At 36.5% G+C, this 19092-nt stretch carries 16 protein-coding genes; all 16 read left to right on the forward strand.

The annotated features are described in order from the left end of the window. Positions 1 to 136: 136 nt before the first annotated feature. The 16 genes from CLOLE_RS06685 to CLOLE_RS06760 all read left to right on the forward strand — a co-directional run bounded on the left by CLOLE_RS06685 (position 137) and on the right by CLOLE_RS06760 (position 18690). A complete protein-coding gene (locus CLOLE_RS06685; RefSeq protein ID WP_041712928.1) occupies positions 137 to 1804 on the forward strand; it encodes a peptide-binding protein in 1668 nt (555 codons plus the stop codon). Positions 1805 to 1896: 92 nt separating this feature from the next. Continuing rightward, positions 1897 to 2859 carry an ABC transporter permease gene (locus tag CLOLE_RS06690; protein ID WP_013656325.1) on the forward strand — a complete coding sequence of 321 codons (963 nt, stop codon included), beginning with the start codon at positions 1897 to 1899 and terminating at the stop codon, positions 2857 to 2859. A gap of 16 nt (positions 2860 to 2875) precedes the next feature. Continuing rightward, positions 2876 to 3739: an oligopeptide ABC transporter permease gene (opp4C, locus tag CLOLE_RS06695; RefSeq protein ID WP_013656326.1), complete on the forward strand. Its 864-nt coding sequence runs from the start codon at positions 2876 to 2878 to the stop codon at positions 3737 to 3739. Between the two features lie 4 nt (positions 3740 to 3743). After that, positions 3744 to 4739 (forward strand): ABC transporter ATP-binding protein, encoded by a 996-nt coding sequence (locus CLOLE_RS06700; RefSeq protein WP_013656327.1) that lies wholly within the window; start codon positions 3744 to 3746, stop codon positions 4737 to 4739. After that, positions 4732 to 5730 (forward strand): ABC transporter ATP-binding protein, encoded by a 999-nt coding sequence (locus tag CLOLE_RS06705; RefSeq protein ID WP_013656328.1) that lies wholly within the window; start codon positions 4732 to 4734, stop codon positions 5728 to 5730. The genes CLOLE_RS06700 and CLOLE_RS06705 overlap by 8 nt, the downstream gene beginning before the upstream one ends. A gap of 10 nt (positions 5731 to 5740) precedes the next feature. Continuing rightward, positions 5741 to 6466 carry a gamma-glutamyl-gamma-aminobutyrate hydrolase family protein gene (locus tag CLOLE_RS06710; RefSeq protein ID WP_013656329.1) on the forward strand — a complete coding sequence of 242 codons (726 nt, stop codon included), beginning with the start codon at positions 5741 to 5743 and terminating at the stop codon, positions 6464 to 6466. A gap of 159 nt (positions 6467 to 6625) precedes the next feature. Further along, positions 6626 to 7909, forward strand: coding sequence for a B12-binding domain-containing radical SAM protein (locus CLOLE_RS06715; protein WP_013656330.1), 1284 nt, complete (start codon positions 6626 to 6628; stop codon positions 7907 to 7909). Positions 7910 to 7921: 12 nt separating this feature from the next. Beyond that, positions 7922 to 9271 (forward strand): B12-binding domain-containing radical SAM protein, encoded by a 1350-nt coding sequence (locus tag CLOLE_RS06720; protein WP_013656331.1) that lies wholly within the window; start codon positions 7922 to 7924, stop codon positions 9269 to 9271. Further along, entirely contained in the window at positions 9225 to 10586 is a 1362-nt protein-coding gene (locus CLOLE_RS06725; RefSeq protein ID WP_013656332.1) for a B12-binding domain-containing radical SAM protein, read from the forward strand. Before CLOLE_RS06720 ends, CLOLE_RS06725 begins: the two co-directional genes overlap by 47 nt. Next, positions 10573 to 11277, forward strand: a complete 705-nt coding sequence (locus CLOLE_RS06730; RefSeq protein ID WP_013656333.1) for a hypothetical protein — start codon at positions 10573 to 10575, stop codon at positions 11275 to 11277. Before CLOLE_RS06725 ends, CLOLE_RS06730 begins: the two co-directional genes overlap by 14 nt. A gap of 14 nt (positions 11278 to 11291) precedes the next feature. Continuing rightward, the gene (locus CLOLE_RS06735) at positions 11292 to 12848 is read left to right on the forward strand and encodes a GH3 family domain-containing protein (protein WP_013656334.1); all 1557 of its coding nucleotides are present in this window, start codon (positions 11292 to 11294) and stop codon (positions 12846 to 12848) included. Positions 12849 to 12896: 48 nt separating this feature from the next. Next, positions 12897 to 14222, forward strand: a complete 1326-nt coding sequence (locus CLOLE_RS06740; protein ID WP_013656335.1) for a B12-binding domain-containing radical SAM protein — start codon at positions 12897 to 12899, stop codon at positions 14220 to 14222. A 57-nt stretch (positions 14223 to 14279) separates the two neighbouring features. Continuing rightward, the gene (locus CLOLE_RS06745) at positions 14280 to 15611 is read left to right on the forward strand and encodes a B12-binding domain-containing radical SAM protein (protein ID WP_013656336.1); all 1332 of its coding nucleotides are present in this window, start codon (positions 14280 to 14282) and stop codon (positions 15609 to 15611) included. Beyond that, positions 15595 to 16656 carry a hypothetical protein gene (locus CLOLE_RS06750; RefSeq protein ID WP_013656337.1) on the forward strand — a complete coding sequence of 354 codons (1062 nt, stop codon included), beginning with the start codon at positions 15595 to 15597 and terminating at the stop codon, positions 16654 to 16656. Before CLOLE_RS06745 ends, CLOLE_RS06750 begins: the two co-directional genes overlap by 17 nt. A gap of 128 nt (positions 16657 to 16784) precedes the next feature. Further along, the gene (locus tag CLOLE_RS06755; RefSeq protein WP_013656338.1) at positions 16785 to 17147 is read left to right on the forward strand and encodes a PadR family transcriptional regulator; all 363 of its coding nucleotides are present in this window, start codon (positions 16785 to 16787) and stop codon (positions 17145 to 17147) included. After that, positions 17119 to 18690, forward strand: a complete 1572-nt coding sequence (locus tag CLOLE_RS06760) for an FtsW/RodA/SpoVE family cell cycle protein (protein ID WP_013656339.1) — start codon at positions 17119 to 17121, stop codon at positions 18688 to 18690. The genes CLOLE_RS06755 and CLOLE_RS06760 overlap by 29 nt, the downstream gene beginning before the upstream one ends. Positions 18691 to 19092 lie beyond the last annotated feature (402 nt).

The following is a 19092-nucleotide window of genomic DNA, read 5'->3' on the forward strand; positions in this document are numbered from 1 at the left end:
TAGGCATAATTAACAAGGAAAACAGATAAAATATATAGATTAAAAAATTAAAAAAGTTGACAATATTTATTACTATATATATAATTATAAAAAATTAAACATATAGTAATACTAGGAATTAAAAGGGGATGAAGTAATGAAAAAGAAAATAGGGAGTTATCTTTTGATGACACTTCTTGTGGGAGCGCTTTTAGTAGGGTGTGGAAGTACGACGAGTAAAGAAACCTCAGTAACACCTAATCCGAATGAGACCGAAACAGTAGCAAGTCAGACGATTAACTATGCGATTTGGAGTTCTCCAAAAGGTGTTTTCAATCCAGTTTTATTAAATGATATTTATGATAGAAAAGTAGGGGAATTAGTGTTCTCATCACTACTTACTTTAGATGCAGATGATAACATTATCCCAGCCCTAGCTGAAAGCTATGAAGTTTCTGAGGATAATCTTAAAATAACATTCAAGCTAAGAAGTAATGTGACTTGGCATGATGGGAAACCTTTTACTGCAAAGGATGTTGCTTTTACTTTTACAAGTATAGCCGACCCTAATTATACAGGGCCTCGTTTTGCTGAGATAGAGAAGCTAGTAGGGGCACAAGACTATAGAGATGGCAAAGCAGATACTGTAAAGGGAATTGAAATCATTGATGAAAAGACCATTAGCTTTACATACTCAGAAGTTTATGCAGCAGCCCTTGCTAATTTTGCTATTCGTGGCATTTTACCTGAGCATCTATGGGGAGCTATTCCTGTAGGAGAATGGGAGAAACAAACTAATCTATTAACCAATCCAATCGGTACAGGTGCTTTTAAGCTAGTAAATTTTGTACCTGATCAATACGTAGAGCTTGTAAGAAATGATAATTATTTCTTAGGTGCACCAAAACTTGAAAAAGTGATTTTAAAAGTAAGTAACCAAGAGACAGCCCAAGGAGAACTGATTAATGGCACCTTAGATATTGCAGCGCTATCTTCTTTTAAACAACAGGATTTAGATACTTATACTTCAGCAGGCAAGACGATTTTAGAATATCCTAGTGCTAGCTATCAATTTATGACTATGAATAATGAAAATCCATTATTTGCAGATAAGAGAGTAAGGCAGGCTATCACTTATGCTATTAACCGTGATGGACTTGTAAATCAGTTACTTGAAGGACATGGTTCGATTATTAATGCACCTCTTGCAGTATCTAGCTGGGCCTATCCAAAAGAGGGATTAAATGATTACGCTTATGACACTGAAAAAGCAAAATCTCTTCTTGCAGAAGCAGGTTGGACAGAAGAAAATGGTGTATTACAAAAAGAGGGTACTGTATTTAAAGTGGATTTACTTGTGCCTACAGGTAATAAAGTAAGAGAACAATCAGCACCAGTTATTCAGCAAAACTTAAAAGAAGTAGGTATTGAAATAAATATCCAGGCCATGGATTTTGCTTCTGTAAAAGCAAAGGTATATGAAGAGCACTCTTATGAAATGGCTCTCATGGGCTTCTCTTTAGAGCTTGACCCAGCTGATGCCAAATCTTATTGGAGCTCAGAATTACTAGGTAAACCAGGCTTCAACTTTGCGAACTTCAATAATGCACAAAGCGATACTATACTTAATCAAGCAGCACAATCACTTAACCAAGATGAAAGAAAAGTTCATTATAATGAATGGGCAAAATTACTTAATGAAGAAGCACCTTTTGTTTATCTCTATAGCCCAAATGAGGCAAGAGTATATAATCCAAACATCAAAGGTTACAACTTCTCTAACTATATAGAGTTCCCTAATATTCATAAATGGACTGTGGAATAATTAAATAATCTAAAAGGTGCTTGTAAAGTTGAGAAAGAAAAATCACTTTACAAGCGCCTTTTTTGAGTTAAAAAAATGGAGGAGGTGGAAGTTTGAGGTATGTAGTGAAACGGTTACTTCAAACCATTCCTATATTAATAGGAATTTCAATCATTATCTTTGCACTAGTTAATTTACAGCCAGGAGATCCTTATGCCAATATGATGGACCCCAATTTATCTGCTGAGATGAGAGAAGAGATGTTAGAAAAGATAGGTCATTATGACCCACTACCTTTGCAATATGTGAGGTGGCTGGGCCGTGCTGTGCAAGGAGACTTAGGGTATTCTATAGTCTATAAAGCACCTGTTTTAGAGGTCATTGGGAGCAGGTTAGGAAATACTTTTATTTTATCCTTAACAGCTATACTACTGAGTGTTTTGATTGCCATTCCTATTGGCATTATAACAGCTATTTGGCAGAAGAAATTAATAGATTACATTGCTACAGTCATTGCCCTTATGGGGTTGTCTATTCCGGCTTTTTTCTTTGGGATGCTCATGATTAAATGGTTTGCAGTAGATCTTAAGTGGCTCCCAGTCTCAGGAATGGTAACAGCAGGTGCTAATTTGGAAGGAATGGCGTATGTCGTTGACGTAGTGAGACATATGATTTTACCAACCTTAGTGTTAGCCCTTATTAATACAGCTTCACTTATGCGCTATACAAGGTCTCATATGATAGAGATCATTCAGCAAGATTTTATTCGAACAGCTAGGGCAAAAGGTGTGAGAGGTTATCGGGTTATTTATAAGCATGCCTTAAAGAACTGTATGATTCCTATTATTACTATTATCAGCCTTCAAATACCTACCCTCTTTTCTGGGGCCTTACTTACAGAAACGATTTTTATATGGCCAGGCATCGGGAGGCTTAACTATGAAGCGGTTATGAATAGGGACTATCCACTGATTATGGGGATTGTGATGATCATTGCTGTTTTAACACTAGCAGCTAATCTTATAGCTGATATACTGTATGCTATTGTTGACCCTCGTATTAAATATGAAGCCTAGAAAAGAGGTGAAGTGTATGAAAAGATTAATAAGTCAAACAAAAGTGTTAGCTCAGCGCGTCTTTGGTAAAAATAAACTGGCATTAGTAGGATTTAGTATTTTAATGCTCTTTATTATGTTGGCGGCTGTGGCACCGGTTATAGCACCTTATGAGAGAGATGCTATTGACCTTGGTATGATAGAAGTAGCACCTTCTAGAGAACATCTTTTAGGAACAGATGAATTAGGTAGAGATGTACTGACGAGACTTTTATATGGTGGAAGAGTATCATTAGGTGTAAGTCTTATGGCAACAGTACTTCAACTCGTCATTGGTGTGACTTTAGGAGCTATTGCAGGTTACTTTGGCGGCTTAGTAGATAACATGATTATGAGGCTGGTAGATATTATGATGTGCTTTCCCTTCTTTGTTATTGCGATTTCTATGGCAGCTATTATGGAGCCAGGGGTAGTAAGTTTAGTGATTATTATAGGGATTTTACAATGGACTAATATTGCTAGGATTGTGCGCGTAGAGATTTTATCTCTTAAACAAAGGGAGTTTATAGAAGCAAGTAGAGTACTAGGATTAAATAGTTTTGAAATCATTAAAAAGCATCTTTTGCCAAATGTACTAGCACCTCTTATTGTTTATACCACACTGGCTATTGCCAATGGGATACTCTTAGAAGCAGGACTGAGTTTCTTAGGAATGGGTGTTAGGCAGCCACAGCCTAGTTGGGGGAATATGCTAACAGCTGCACAAAGTATGAGAGTGCTTAAGTCGCAGTGGTGGCTTTGGATACCACCAGGTTTATTGGTATTTTTAACAGTACTTTCTATTAACTTTTTAGGTGATGGACTAAGAGATGGACTTGATCCTAAATTAAAGAGGAGGTGAGCAAATGACTATGGAAAATGAAGCCATATTAGAAGTAAAAGATTTAAAAGTAAGTTTTCTAACAGATGAGGGGAAAGTACAGGTAATTAATGAGATAGGATTTACTTTAGAAAAAGGGAAAATACTTGGCATCGTAGGTGAGTCAGGCTGTGGTAAAAGTGCATTAGCCTTGTCTATTATGGGACTTTTAGCCAAAGGACAAGGTTTTGTAGATGGCGGCGAAATCAAATTAGGGGATAAAGCATTACTTCAGCTTAAGGAGAGCGAACTTGAGAAAATAAGAGGCAATGAAATGGCTATGATTTTTCAAGAACCTATGACTTCTTTGAATCCCGTAATAACTATAGGAGACCAAATTGGTGAAGCCCTACGAATTCACAAGGGATTAAAGGGAAGAGCCAATAAGGAAAAAGTGGTGGAGCTTTTAAATGCTGTTAATATTCCAGAGCCAGATAGGGTGATGAAGGAATATCCACATTTATTAAGTGGGGGCATGAGACAAAGAGTAATGATAGCTATGGCACTTAGCTGTGTGCCACAGTTACTTATTGCAGATGAACCTACGACTGCTTTGGATGTGACTATTCAAGCACAAATATTAGAGCTTATTAAAGAACTTAATAAAGTCTATGAAACAAGTATAATGCTCATCACTCATGACCTAGGTGTCATTGCAGAAATGACAGATGAAGTATTGGTACTTTATGCAGGAAATATAGTAGAAAAAACAACTGTAGAAGAACTTTTTGATAACCCAAAACATCCTTATACAAAAGGCCTCTTAGATTCTAGGCCAAGTAAAGGAACGATTCATCGTTATTTACATAGTATAAAAGGAACAGTTCCTTCTTTAAAAGAAATGCCAAAGGGGTGTGCCTTTTATCCTAGGTGTGATTATAGGAAGGAAGTGTGCAAAGAGGTGAAGCCTAGTTGGACCAATCTCACGATGGAACATGGGGTAAGGTGTTTCTTGTATGAGGAGGGTATGAATAATGAGTGATATAATTTTACAGGTAGAAAATCTAAAAAAGCATTTTGTAACTCAAAAGGGGTTATTTAAATCTAAAAATAAAAGTTTAAAAGCGGTGGATGGTATTTCATTAACCATTCACAGAGGGGAATCTTTCGCTTTAGTAGGTGAGTCTGGATGTGGTAAATCTACAGTTGGACGGACCATCCTTAATTTACTAACGCCTACAGCAGGCAAAGTAATTTTTGAGGGGCAAACCCTTTATGATGTGGAAAACAAGGTGAAAATAGATAAAAAAAGTGTATTTAAGCTAAGAAAAGATATGCAGCTTATATTTCAAGACCCGTTTGCAAGTCTAGATCCTAGAATGAATGTAGGTCAAATCGTTTCTGAAGGTATCATCAAACATAAAATTGCCAATCAAAAAGAGGCTTTAGAGCTAGCAGCTAAGATGCTAAAGTTATGCGGATTAGATAGTGAGGCTATGGGGCGATATCCTCATGAATTTAGTGGTGGACAACGGCAACGTATTGGCATAGCTAGAGCACTTGTGTTGCAGCCAAAGTTCATTGTAGCAGATGAACCTATAGCGGCTTTGGATGTGTCTATACAAGCACAAGTACTTAATTTGATGACAGACCTAAAAGCACAATTTGGGCTTACTTACTTATTTATTTCTCATGATTTAGAGGTGGTACGTTACTTTTGCGACCAAGTAGCAGTAATGTATATGGGCAATATTGTAGAAAAAGCATCTACTAAGGCATTATTTGAGGAGTCTTTACATCCTTATACAAAGGCACTTTTATCAGCTATTCCGAAGACGCATCCGAAAATGGAAAAACAAAGGATTTTACTAAAAGGTGAAATGCCCAGTCCGGTGAATCCACCAAGTGGCTGTAAGTTTCATAACCGTTGCCTTTATGCTAAGGAAGTTTGTATGAAAGAGGCGCCTTTATTAGAAGAAGTGAGGCAAGGTCACTTTGTAGCTTGTCATAGGTGGCAAGAAATCGGTAGTTAGGAGTGAGAGAATGAAACCATTAATTGGGATTACAACAGCATATGAAAAAAGAGCAATAAGGGATTATGAGAGTTTAAGTTATAATTATATTAGGGCTGTTCAGCTAGCAGGGGGCCTTCCTATTCTTATTCCAACACTTTTATATGAAGAGATGGACAGGTATTTAGATTTAATAGATGGTCTTATTTTATCAGGGGGAGATGATATTGATCCAGCTCTTTATGGTGAAGAACCTATTTTAGAGCTAGGAGACGTATGCCCAGAAAGAGACCTTTTTGAAATGAAATTTTTTGATAAAGCACTAGAGAGAAAAGTTCCTATACTAGGTATTTGTAGAGGGTTTCAAATCATGAATGTAGCATTGGGGGGAACCCTTTATCAAGATATAAAAGTGCAGCAAGGTAGTGGGTTTAATCATTTAAACTTAGTGGACCCAGTGGATACCTTGGAACATGAAGTGACTCTTGAGCAAAATTCTAAGCTTTATCAGATGATGGGAAAGGATAGGTTGATGGTTAATTCCTTACATCATCAAGCTGTCAATAAGGTAGGAGAAAACTTAAAGGTAGTAGGATTTTCCTCTGATCATATTGTTGAAGCTTTGGAGTATGAAGGAGAGAGTTTTATGTTAGGTGTGCAGTGGCATCCGGAAGATTTGGTAGTAAAGGATAACTATTTTCTAGAATTATTTAAGGCGTTTATAGAAGAGGTAAAAAATAAAATGATTTTAGACTAAGTAAAAAATGAAATCCCTTAAGGTATTATTATATAGTATCTTAAGGGATTTTTATTAGATGATTTGATATTACCTTTTGTTTAATAAAAATTATTAGTGTTATTAAAAATATTTATAATAGTGTATAATAATTTGTATAAAGTAGTATAGGGGGAGTTTATGAAGCTATTATTGATTCATGCATGGAATAAGGATGAAAGAAGTTATAGGGGAAAGTTATCTAAATTACTTAGTTATCCTTCTTTAACATTATCCACACTGGTTTCGTTAGTACCAACGGATTTGGGGAGTGAGATTGATGTATGTGATGAAATGTCACAGAAGGTGGATTATGATAAGAAAAAGTATGATGTTGTAGCCATTAGCTTTGAGACATCTTCTAGTATACAAGCGTATGAACATGCAAAGGCATTTAAGCAGCGTGGTGCGTACATTTTGTTGGGGGGATATCATGTAAGTAATTTGCCAGAAGAAGGCTTAGAACATGGGGATACAGTCATTATAGGGGCTGGAGAGATATCTTTTCCAGCTTTTTTTTATGATTTTAATAGGGGACAGCCTCAAAAGGTCTATGATCATCAAAAGTTTGATGTCTGCCATATAAAGGTACCCGCTAGGCAGCAGGTGAGCCATGCTAAGTATTTAGGAATTCCAGCTATTATTGCAGACAGGGGATGTAATAATAGCTGCAAGTTTTGTGCCATTAGCAAAATGTGGCGAAGTGATCCAAGGCCTATAGAAGCAGTAGTAGATGAATTAAAGGCTCTTAAAACGAATAAGGTTATTTTTTTTGATCCTAATTTTTTTAAGCCAAGGGAGTATGCATTAGAGCTGATGAAAGCATTAGAAAAATTAAATATAAGATGGGCATCTAATGCAACGGCAGATGTGGCTTTTGATGATGAACTATTAGAAGCTGCTAGGAGAAGTAGGTGTACAGGCGTTCTGATTGGGTTTGAATCCCTTAGTGAGCAGTCACTTAAAGGGGTTAAAAAACGATTTTCTAATACGGAGAAGTATAAAGAGATTGTTGAAAGAATGCATCACTATAACATAGCTGTAAATGGCTGTTTTGTATTAGGCTTTGATCATGATACAGAAGAAGAATTGCTTTCTATGCCAGAGCGTATTCGTTATATGCATTTAGATTTGACTAGGTTTGCTATTTTAACGCCTATTCCTGGATCCCCGCTTTTTAAGGAATTAGAAGAACAAGGGAGAATATTAACAAGGGATTGGTCAAGATACACCCAACATAGAGCTGTTTTTCAGCCTATTCATATGTCTCCACAAAGACTAGAGGAGATTTACCGTAAAGTTTGGGCAGAAACCTATCAATATAAAAATATTATAGAACGCGTATGGCATGCACCTAATAAATCATTAATAGAAAAAACAGTACTATTAGGTAGTAATATTGGGTTTAAATATGTAGGGATATAAAGGGGGAGACGTATGAACGTTACAGTCATTAGAGTAAGTATGTTTGAAGGAAAAAGTTATGATGCCATGAAACCCCTCATTTTTCCCATTATAGCTTCTTTGACACCAGAAACAGTAAAGATAGACTACTTAGATGACCGTATTGAAACACTTCCAGAATATTTATCATCCGATATGGTTGTTCTATCCTTTGATACTTTTTCTGCCAAGAGGGCTTATCAGCTTGCTAGGCGTTATAAAAGAGAGGACAATTTGGTGGTATTGGGGGGCTTTCATGCCAGTATGTTGCCGGATGAGGCAGCAGACTATGGAGATGTTGTATTAGTAGGTGATGCAGAAGATACATGGCCTCTTTTAATAGAGGATGCCTTAAAAGGAGAGGTAAAGCCACGTTATAGCTCTAAGGGAGATTGTGAGTTAAGCTATATAGATCCTAATCATTCTTCTTTTAAAGGAAAACGTTATCAAAAAATAGGAGTTGTCCAATTTTCTAGAGGCTGTAAGTTTGGGTGTGACTTTTGTTCCATTAAAGCTATGTACCCTCATCAGGTACGTCAAAAAAATATTGAACTGATGGTACGGGAGATTAAGGAGACCAAAGAAAGATTATTTTTCTTTATAGATGATAACCTCTTTTTAAATGAAGAAACAACACTTCGATTGTTACAAGCACTTAAACAATGTAAGAAAAGGTGGGCATGTCAAATTAGCATAGATATTGCCATGAACGATAAATTATTGAAGCTCATGAAAGAGAGTGGCTGCTTATTAGTACTCATTGGTTTTGAATCATTAGATGCCGGTAACCTTAAGCATATGAAGAAAGTGGCAAATTTAGCCACCCAGTATGAAGAGGCTATTAAAAATATTTACAAGCATGGACTCATGATTTATGCCACTTTTGTCCTAGGCTATGATGAGGATACTAATGAAAGCTTTGAAGCAACCTTTCGATTTGCTATGAAGCATCATTTTGCTGTGGCTAACTTTAATCCACTTATTCCTATGCCAGGAACAGCACTATATAAGCGATTGGAAGAGGAAAATAGACTGATTTACAAGGCATGGTGGACCAATAGTCAGTGTTGCTATGGTGATACGGTATATGAGCCTAAGAAATTAACGCCTTCTGAACTTCGTGAGGGTTGTAAAAAAATAAGATATCAATTTTATGGCATTAAGAATATCATAAAAAGAATGCTAGGCAATCCTTTACATTTACGTCCATTTCATTTGGGGGTTTATCTCATATTAAATATCATTTCAGCTATAGAAATTCGTAGAAAACAAGGTAAGCAATTAGGGGGAGGTAGGGATGAAGTTAGTATTAATCAAACCAAACATCGGGAGAAGAGAACATAGCTTGTATGTGGATGAAGGGCGCATGGAACCGTTGCAGTTAGGGATTTTAGCAGCTCTTACACCGGCAGAGGTTGAAGTAGTCATGTATGATGACCGCATGGAGGATATTCCTTATGATGAACCAGCAGATCTAGTAGCCATTACAGTGGAAACCTTTACGGCAAGACGAGCCTATGAAATTAGTGAGGAATATAGAAAAAGAGGTGTGCCAACGGTTATGGGTGGTATGCATGCCATGCTTTTGCCTGAAGAAGTTATGGCGCATGCTAGTAGTGTCATCATAGGGGATGCAGAAGATGTATGGGGGCAGATGCTAGAAGACTTTAAAGAAGGACGTCTCCAAAAGGTATATCATGCCATTCAACCTACAATACCACAAAAGGGTGTGATTACCCGAAGAGATATTTTTGAGGGGAAGGGCTATTTACCCATTACCTTATTACAGTTTTCAAGAGGGTGTAAATATCATTGCAATTTTTGTGCATCTAGTAGCTATTTTAAAGGACGTCATTATACAAGGGACGTAGAGGAAGTGATAGAAGAAATTCAAAGCCAAAAAAGGAAGCTCTTATTTTTTGTAGATGATAATATTGTATCAGATTTTGAAAAAGCTAAGGCATTATTTCGTGGGTTGATTCCTCTTAAGGTTAAGTGGGTGAGTCAAGGTAGCATAGATATGCTAGAAGATGAAGAACTCATGTCTCTCATGGTGAAAAGTGGCTGTTTAGGCTTAGTTATTGGTTTTGAATCCATTAATGAAGCTAATCTTGAGTTTGCCAATAAAGGCGCTAACAGAAAAAAGGCACTTAATCACTATAAAAAGGAAATTAAAGCCCTTAGAAAATGGGGACTCCAAACCTGGGCAGCCTTTACTGTAGGCTATGATGGGGATACCAAGGAAAGCATAGAGGAAACTTGCAGATTTGCTATAAAAAACAAATTCTGCTTTGCTGCTTATAATATTTTAATGCCTTATCCTAACACACCGCTTTATGAGAAGCTAAAAAAAGAAGGGCGCCTATTGTATGATGGCAAATGGTGGCTCCATGAAGCCTACCGTTTTAATTATGCAGCATTTATACCTGAAAATATGACGCCTGATCAGCTCACAGAAGTTTCGTTTTGGTGTAGAAGGACCTTTAATAGTCCTTGGTCTATTTTTACAAGAGCACTTGAAGTGAGAACCAATATGCGTACACCTTATCGTTTCTTGACGTATTTGATTTACAATCCACTATTTAGAAAAGAAGTTTTTAAAAAGCAGGGCATGAAATTTGGCTTAAAGAAGGAGGTAAAGCAACATGGCGAATCTTAAAGGGAGTGTAGTAAAACAAGAAGCATTAACAAAGTCAGACAAAGAAGTGATGTATGCGCTGATGGATACGTTTTATGACAATATCACAAAAGATAATTTTTTAAAAGATTTAGAAGAGAAAGATTACTGTATTGTCCTAAGAGATGAGACGGGGCATATATGGGGCTTTTCTACTCAAAAGATTTTACATATTCCTGTAGGAGATACAATGATGCATGGGGTCTTTTCAGGAGATACGATTATTCATAAGGATTATTGGGGCAGTATGGCTTTATTTATAGAGTTTGCTAAATTCTTTTTTAAATTTGAAGAGGTCTACGGCGAATTTTATTGGTTTTTAATTTGTAAAGGCTACAAAACTTATAAGCTATTACCCACCTTTTTTAATACCTTTTATCCTAACTATAAGCTGGTAACGCCAGCGTCTATAAAAGAAAAGATGGATGCCTATGGGATGTACTGTTATCCAGAGGACTATGACCCTCAGACTGGGGTGATTTGTTATAAACAGCAAAAGGATAGGCTTAAAGAACATGTAGCAGATATCACAGAAGATAAATTAAAGGATGAGCACATTGCTTACTTTGTAAAGCATAACCCAGAATATATAAAGGGTAATGATATCGTTTGTATCACAAGGCTTTCAAAGGATAATCTTTCAAAAAGAGCAGTTAGATTTTTATTTCAATAGTGACAGGAGGAACTATGAAGCGTCTTTTTTATTATCTAATCAACACAGCTTGCATCGCTCTTTATAAAAAAAGCTATGAAACCTTCATGGAGGATTTTTCTTTAGAAAAAATAAAGGACGTACAACAAGAAAAACTGTTAACACTTTTAGAGCAACAGGCAGAGACTGAGTATGGCAAAAAATATGACTTTAAGGGCATTAAGGGGATAAAGGAATATGGTGAAAAGGTGCCACTTTCTGATTATGAAACCTATAGACCTTATATTGAAAGGTTAGAGCAAGAGAAGGCGCCACTATTAACGAGTGAAGTGCTTATAGCCTTTGAGCCAACTAGCGGTTCAACGAAAGCTTATAAGTTGATTCCTTATACAAAGACGTTAAAAGAAGAATTTCAATGGGGGATTAAACCGTGGCTTTATGATTTGTATACAGCTTATCCAGCTATTCGATGGGGAAAAAGCTATTGGTCCATTACACCGGCTACAAGTAGGCAAAATATAACGCCAAGTGGTATTCCTATTGGATTTGAAGAAGATGGTGATTACTTTGGTAAGCTTGAAAAATATTTAATGGATTGCATTTTTGTGTCACCGAAGGCGATTAAGGCAGAGACGGATATGGATAAGTTCTATGAAAAGACAGTATTAGCTCTTTTAAAAGAAAAAAATCTAACACTGATTTCTGTTTGGAATCCTACCTATTTGCTTCTACTCCTTGAGTACTTAGATATCCATCAAGAAAGCTTATTATCTAAGGTGCCAAAAAGGCGAAGAAGACAAATAGAGAAGGCGGTAAGAGACAAACAATATGAAGCGATCTGGCAAAAGCTTGTGATTATAAGCTGCTGGTGTGATGCTAATGCCAAAGTATATGCAGAGCAAGTTCAAGCTTTATTTCCAAATACCTTTATTCAACCCAAAGGACTCCTTTCTACAGAATGCTTTACTTCCTTTCCTCTAGTTGGAAAAGAAGGCTGTGTTATGAGCATGTATTCGCATTTCTTTGAATTCTTGCCACTTAATAAAGAAGAGAAGACTGAAAATGAAATAGTGGGTATAGAGGCACTAGAAAAAAATAAGACCTATGAAGTTGTTGTAACAACAGCAGGTGGCTTTTATAGGTATCGTACCTATGATGTGATTGAAGTATTAGGCTTTAATGAAGCGATGCCACTTGTAAGATTTATAGGTAAAAATGATAAGGTATGTGATCTGTTTGGAGAAAAGCTACATGAAGACTTTTGTAAGGCGTGTATAGAGAGCTTGCAATTAAATGAGACATTTTATCTTTTTGCTCCTCATAAGGATCACTATGTGCTTTATATTCAAAGTAAAGAACTGCCTTCAGTCCAGCAAGTAGAAAAAAGGCTAAGGCAAAATTTTCATTATGATTACTGTAGACATTTAGGACAGCTAAAGCCTATTAAGCTATTTATTTTAACCGGTAATCCTAAAAAAGAATATAGTGAAGGGTGTATGGCAAAGGGACAAAAGTTAGGGGATATTAAGCCCACTTATTTAGCTTTAACAGAGGGATGGGACACTATTTTTACTGGTTATTATAAGGAGTAAGAGTAGAATTATAAAAAGTCCTTTATAGAAAAATGGGGAGGAAAATATATGAAAATAGCATTACTTGCACCAGCAGGTGCCATGCACAGGTATAATGGGAATTTTGGAAAATCTCTTCATTATGCACCATTAACTTTAACAACATTAGCGGCTTTGGTACCAGAAGAATTAAATGCTGAGGTTGTGATTTATGATGAGACAGTAGGCGTCATTCCACTGGATTTAGAAGCAGATTTAATAGGAATCACCTGTATTACTGGCACAGCTCCTAGGTGTTATGCTTACGGGGATTATTTTAGAAAAAAGGGAATTAAGGTTTTTATAGGAGGTGTGCATCCGTCTATAATGCCAGAGGAAGCTGCATTGCATGCTGATGTGGTAATGACAGGGTTTTCAGAGTTCACCTTTCCGCAGATGCTAAAGGATTTTATAAGGGGAGAACTAAAACCTATTTATCATCAAGGGTGTAATTTTAAAATAGAAGGTAGACCTATTCCAAGAAGGGAATTACTAAATAAAAAAGGTTATATTACCACCAATACAGTAGAATTGGTCAGAGGTTGTAGTCATCCATGTACTTTCTGTGCCTATCCCACTGCATTTGGACGTACGGTGTACAAAAGACCCATTGAAGAAGTAGTGGCAGAGATTGCGGCTTTAAATGCTAAAATCATTGTTTTTCCAGATGTCAATCTCATTATAGACATAGAATATGCAAAAAAGCTATTTAAAGCATTGATTCCTTTAAAGATTTATTGGTTGGGACTGGTGACCTCTCATGTGGGAATGGATGATGAGCTATTAAAAATATTTGAAAAAAGTGGTTGTAAAGGGTTACTCATTGGGTTTGAATCCATTAGTCAAGAGTCTCAAGCTTATGTGCACAAAGGTGTTAATCAAGTAGCCTCTTATGCGGAGCTAATGAATAAACTACATGCACATGGGATTCTGGTACAAGGTTGTTTCGCTTTTGGTGGGGACCATGAAGATACCTCTGTTTTTGAAAGAACCGTTGAGATGGTGACAAAAGTCAAAATTGATTTGCCACGCTACAGTATTTTGACACCTTTTCCAAAGACAGAGTTATATCGCCAACTAGATAAAGCTGGACGCATTTTTGAACGCAATTGGGCAATGTATGATGTAGAGCATTGTGTATTTACCCCTGCTCAAATGACTGTGGAGGAGTTGGAAGCAGGTATTACATGGGCATGGAAAGAAACGTATAAAACCAGTAACATCTTAAAGCGTCTAGCGCCCTTTAGACATACTCCATGGCTTTCTATTCCACTTAATATGGGCTATAAGGGATATGCCAATAAATATGAGCTTTTTACAAGAGAAGTAATGTGTGATAACTCCAGTATTCAGTAAGGTAACTGGAAAGAGACAAAGTAATGAGGGACATACTAACTAGGAAGGGTGAAAAAGATGAAGCTAACCTTTATTTTACCTGCCATTGGGAAAAAGGCAGGACAAAAGTACATAGGAACCTGGAAAATGGAGCCACTGACTATAGCAGTACTCAAGGGGCTAACGCCAAATGATATTGAAACAGCTTTTTATGATGATAGAATTGAACTCATTGATTATGATGCTCCAACAGACTTAGTAGTTATTACGGTGGAGACTTATACAGCAAAAAGGTCTTATGAAATTGCTAAGAAGTATCGCGAAAGAGGTGTGACAGTAGTAATGGGAGGGTATCATACAACCCTTGTACCAGAAGAAGTGAAGCAGCATGCTCATAGTATTATGGTAGGTAATGCTGAAAACACCTGGCAAGAGATGCTAGAAGACTTTAGAAAAGGTCAGCTTAAGACATGTTACAAAGGCGAAACGGTATTTAGCAATACGCTTCCTGATAAATCTATATTTAAAGGGAAAAAATATTTACCAGTTTCATTAGTTGAAACAGGTAGAGGCTGTTGTAATCGTTGTGATTTTTGTGCTATTGCAGGGTATTATAGCTGTAAGTATTTTGCAAGACCTCACGAGCAGATTGTGGCAGATATTAAGAAGTCAGAGCATAAGTATCACTTCTTAGTAGATGATAATTTAATGGCGAACAAAGCAAATGCTTTAGGGCTATTTGAAAAAATCACGCCTTTAGGCATCAAATGGGCAGGACAGGGCACGCTGAGTATGGCAAAGGATGAAAAGCTATTAAAAGCTATGAAGCAAAGTGGATGTGAAATTATTCTCATCGGCTTTGAAAGCTTAGAACAAGAAAACCTTAGGCAAATGAATAAGTCTATTAATATTTTGAGTAAAGAAAATGATGAGCTCGTAAAGCGTATTCATGATGCAGGTATGGGTATTTACGCTACCTTTGTATTTGGATATGACTATGATACAGAGGCAACCATTGAAAGGGCCTTGAAATTTTCAGAGAAACACAAGTTTTATACAGCAGCTTTTAATCATTTATTACCGTTTCCAGGAACGCCTCTATATAAACGTCTAAAAGAAGAAAAGCGTCTGTTACAAGATGAATGGTGGTTAAAGGAAGATTATAACTATGGGGAGTTAGCTTTTGTGCCTAAAAATATGTCACCAGAAAGATTAAGTCAACTTTGTTGTGATGCACGCAAAGAATTTTCTAATTTTAAAAATGTATGGAGACGGGGGATATTTGCCATGAGCCATTCTAATCCTATGTTATGGACGTTATTTTGGGGAATGAATCTTAGAATTGGAGGAGAAGTGGATCAAAAGATGAATGTGCCTATAGGAGGAAATCTAGATGAGCTTCCAAAGTAAACAATATGTATTTTATAAAGCGACAGATGAGGATCAGCTTGGGATTCAAGAGGTTTTTAAGAGTGGCAAGTTTGAAGGGGATATTGCTGTGCAATATTTAAGAGATCCTAACCCTCTAGCCTCCTTTCAAAAGGAAGGAGATAAATGTTTCATAGTGGTACTTAAAGAGAAAGAGAAAGATAAAATTATAGGAACAGGAAGCTGTATTATAAGAAGCGTGTATTGGCAAGGAGAAATCAAGCGTTTAGGTTATTTAGCAGGTCTTAAACTATTGCCAGAGTATCAAAAGAAGATTCTCTTTATTCCTGCTATTTATCGTTATTTATACGAGGAGATAAAAGAGGAAGTTGACCTATACTTTACCACTATTTTAAGTGAGAATATAGCTGTTCAAAAGATGCTGGAAAAGCCTAGGAAAGTAATGCCACTTTATATTTATGCAGGAGAATATAAGGTTTACTTTTGTAAGTCAGGTATTAGAAAAAGGAAGTTGAAGGGAGACATCAGACAGTGTAATAAAGATGAATTAGAAGCATTATATGAAGCTAAAGCTAAAACAGTTAATGGTAGTTTAGTCAAGATTGATGCTTATGATTTAAAAAATGCTACCTTTTATGGCCTATTTGAAAATGGAAAAGCTGTTACAGGAGGCTATGTTTTAAATCAGCAGAGTTATAAACAATACGTGGTGAAAAGCTATAGCTTCCTTTATAGCATACTTTCAAAATGTCCAAGCCGCCTACTAGGCTATCCTTCTTTTCCTAAAATGAATGAAGCAGCTAATTATGCCTGCGCTGCTATTTGGGATCTCGAAGATAATAAAGAAAGAGTAGAGCGATTGTGGGCTTATATGAGAATGGAAGCTAGAAGCTATGATTTTCTCATGATTGGACTACATGAGAAAGATCCACTTAGGTCATGTATTGAAAAAGGAAAACATATCCCTTATAGTAGCAGATGCTATTGGGTAGATTGGCAACATAACAGGGTCCCTTATGAAAAAGCTTTAGGAGAAAATTTAGCCGTTGATGTAGCGTTCTTGTAAGAAGTTTTGTAACACTTCTATACCATAAGAATGAAAAATGATAAATACTTTTTTTACTATTGTATTTTTATTAGAGACATAGTAGTATATACCTAGATTTACAATGTATTGTAATAGGAGGTATAGAGATGGCGATTAGCAAAGAATTACTTAAGGGAACTACTACTTTACTCATTTTACAACTATTAAATGAGAAGGACCAATATGGTTATGAGCTCACTAAAGCATTAGAGCAAAGAACTGACAACCTTTTTACACTTAAGGAAGGAACCCTGTATCCTATTTTGCATGCTCTTGAAAATGAAGGGATGATAGAGGCTTATTGGGAAGATACCCAGTCGGCTAGAAAGCGTAAATATTATCGCATTACAGAAGCAGGAAAAAAGGGACTAAAAGAGAAGAAAGAAGAGTGGCAGCTTTATTCTGAAGGTGTAAGAAAGGTAATAGGGGGAGGGGTACTTAGTGAACCATTATGTAGATGCTTTTCTTAAAGAAGTATTAGAGCAAGTAAGATATAAAAGGATGCATCCTCAATTAGCTCAAGAATTAAATGACCATATTGAATCTTTAAAAGAAACATTAATGGAGGAAGAAGGCTATACAGAGGATAAGGCTTATGAAGAGGCGGTAAGGCAAATGGGAGAGAGTGTGGAGATCGGAAAGAGTCTTCACAAAATGCATAAGCCAAGGTTAGAGTGGCCTACAGTCTTACTTATAGTAGGTCTTTTGGGAATTAGTTTAATCACTATGTTTACTTATGAGTATTATTTTAGTACATATATACAAGGGGCAAGTTACTTGTACAAGCAGTTCATCTGTATAGTAATAGGTGCTATTGGTTTAATTGGCATGTATTTTATGGATTATAAAAGGATAGAGAAATATTCGTTACTTTTATATGTAGCAGCACTGGTTTTACTTATCTTAACTTTCTTATGGGGATATGAATTAAATGGAGCAAAAAAATGGTTAGGAATAGGTGTTTTTCAGTTTGAAACAGCAGTATTAGTCTCCCCACTCATTATAATAAGTTATATAGGATTAGCAAGAAAATGGAGTAAGAGAGGAAAGTCTGGTGCTATGTTTCTATTCGTGCTGATGATGCTTCCTACAATATTTTATGTGAGAGGGAATCTTGCTCAAGGGATAATTGTTTTTATTGTGCTAGTGGGGATTTTCTACAAACATTATCCTAACTGTTTAAAGCTGATATCGAATAAAAAGCATCATTTCATCTTGTGGATTGCTATACTAGGAGTGGTGGGAACCTTCTTTATTAAAAAGATAATAGAGGCACCTCACCGGTTGGAGCGTATAAGGGCTTGGCTCAATCCTAGTATTGACCCTATGGGAGAAGGATGGCTTACAATACAGCTTAGAAATATGTGTAAGGGTGCAAGTCTTGTAGGAAATGATGGTTTATTTTATACATTAGAGCAATTAGGAACAACAGAAGTGGTACCGCCTTATGGAAGTAGTGTTACGGATTATATCCTTAACTTTATGATTGGTATTTTGGGAATATTACCAGCTATTATTTTGGTGTGTATGATTATAGGACTTCTTATAAGATGCTTTAAAACAGCAGCAAAGGTGAGAGAAGGGTATGGGCATGATTTACTAATCAGTATTAGCACCCTATTTAGTGTACAATTTATATTAAGTATACTCTCAAACCTAGGGATTCTTCCTAGTATAAGTGGCACTTATATGCCATTTGTTTCCTATGGCGGGACTAACTTGGTTTGCAATATGATACTGATAGGCTTTTTCCTAGGCATTTATCGCCGCAAAGATATTAATCCAGTCCAGTTGATTAGTGAGGGTACAGCAGAAGCTAAGAGGCAAGGATGGATGCAGTGGGTGAATGCATTTTTTGAAATAGAAGATAAAGAGATAGATAAAGATTTTAAAGATAATTTTGAAGGGGAATTAAGTAATAGAGCATTAGCTGAAGCAGCCCTTAATTTTTTAAGGGGCTGTGAGGAAGTAGAATCAGTAGAGGTAGTTTTTAAGGATCAAGTACAAGAGTAGAACATTAAAATTGAAATCAACTAAACGACAAAAAGGGAACCATGCATACACGCATGATTCCCTCTTTGTCTCTCAGACTCTAGTTTGGCTTTCATTTTTCCTTCAGTAAACCTCATCAAAGGCATAGTAATGGCTCCTCAGCATATAGATGCTATAAGAAGAGGCATACTTTAGGCATTATGAAAGCTAAACCAATGAGTGAGGAGCTCTTAAAAGTCTTAGCCGGCGCACCTTTATGAGAGGAAGCTAAGGCCTTAAGACTCTGGTTTGAAACTTTGTTTGTTGGTATTGCTATAGATGTAAAAACGCACTCGATAACTTATAAGTGGCGCCTCCCTGTCAGCGCACAAGTGAACATTTTCCTTAAGTCCAGAGGTACCTATAACAATAGATTGAGACTTG

Source organism: Cellulosilyticum lentocellum DSM 5427, assembly GCF_000178835.2.
Taxonomy (GTDB): domain Bacteria; phylum Bacillota; class Clostridia; order Lachnospirales; family Cellulosilyticaceae; genus Cellulosilyticum; species Cellulosilyticum lentocellum.

Excerpts from the sequence above, each read along its gene's own strand:
- CLOLE_RS06685 (WP_041712928.1), top strand. The coding sequence starts at position 137 with ATGAAAAAGAAAATAGGGAGTTATCTTTTGATGACACTTCTTGTGGGA.
- opp4C (WP_013656326.1), top strand. The coding sequence starts at position 2,876 with ATGAAAAGATTAATAAGTCAAACAAAAGTGTTAGCTCAGCGCGTCTTT.
- CLOLE_RS06700 (WP_013656327.1), top strand. The coding sequence starts at position 3,744 with ATGACTATGGAAAATGAAGCCATATTAGAAGTAAAAGATTTAAAAGTA.
- CLOLE_RS06705 (WP_013656328.1), top strand. The coding sequence starts at position 4,732 with ATGAGTGATATAATTTTACAGGTAGAAAATCTAAAAAAGCATTTTGTA.
- CLOLE_RS06710 (WP_013656329.1), top strand. The coding sequence starts at position 5,741 with ATGAAACCATTAATTGGGATTACAACAGCATATGAAAAAAGAGCAATA.
- CLOLE_RS06715 (WP_013656330.1), top strand. The coding sequence starts at position 6,626 with ATGAAGCTATTATTGATTCATGCATGGAATAAGGATGAAAGAAGTTAT.
- CLOLE_RS06720 (WP_013656331.1), top strand. The coding sequence starts at position 7,922 with ATGAACGTTACAGTCATTAGAGTAAGTATGTTTGAAGGAAAAAGTTAT.
- CLOLE_RS06725 (WP_013656332.1), top strand. The coding sequence starts at position 9,225 with ATGAAGTTAGTATTAATCAAACCAAACATCGGGAGAAGAGAACATAGC.
- CLOLE_RS06730 (WP_013656333.1), top strand. The coding sequence starts at position 10,573 with ATGGCGAATCTTAAAGGGAGTGTAGTAAAACAAGAAGCATTAACAAAG.
- CLOLE_RS06735 (WP_013656334.1), top strand. The coding sequence starts at position 11,292 with ATGAAGCGTCTTTTTTATTATCTAATCAACACAGCTTGCATCGCTCTT.
- CLOLE_RS06740 (WP_013656335.1), top strand. The coding sequence starts at position 12,897 with ATGAAAATAGCATTACTTGCACCAGCAGGTGCCATGCACAGGTATAAT.
- CLOLE_RS06745 (WP_013656336.1), top strand. The coding sequence starts at position 14,280 with ATGAAGCTAACCTTTATTTTACCTGCCATTGGGAAAAAGGCAGGACAA.
- CLOLE_RS06750 (WP_013656337.1), top strand. The coding sequence starts at position 15,595 with ATGAGCTTCCAAAGTAAACAATATGTATTTTATAAAGCGACAGATGAG.
- CLOLE_RS06755 (WP_013656338.1), top strand. The coding sequence starts at position 16,785 with ATGGCGATTAGCAAAGAATTACTTAAGGGAACTACTACTTTACTCATT.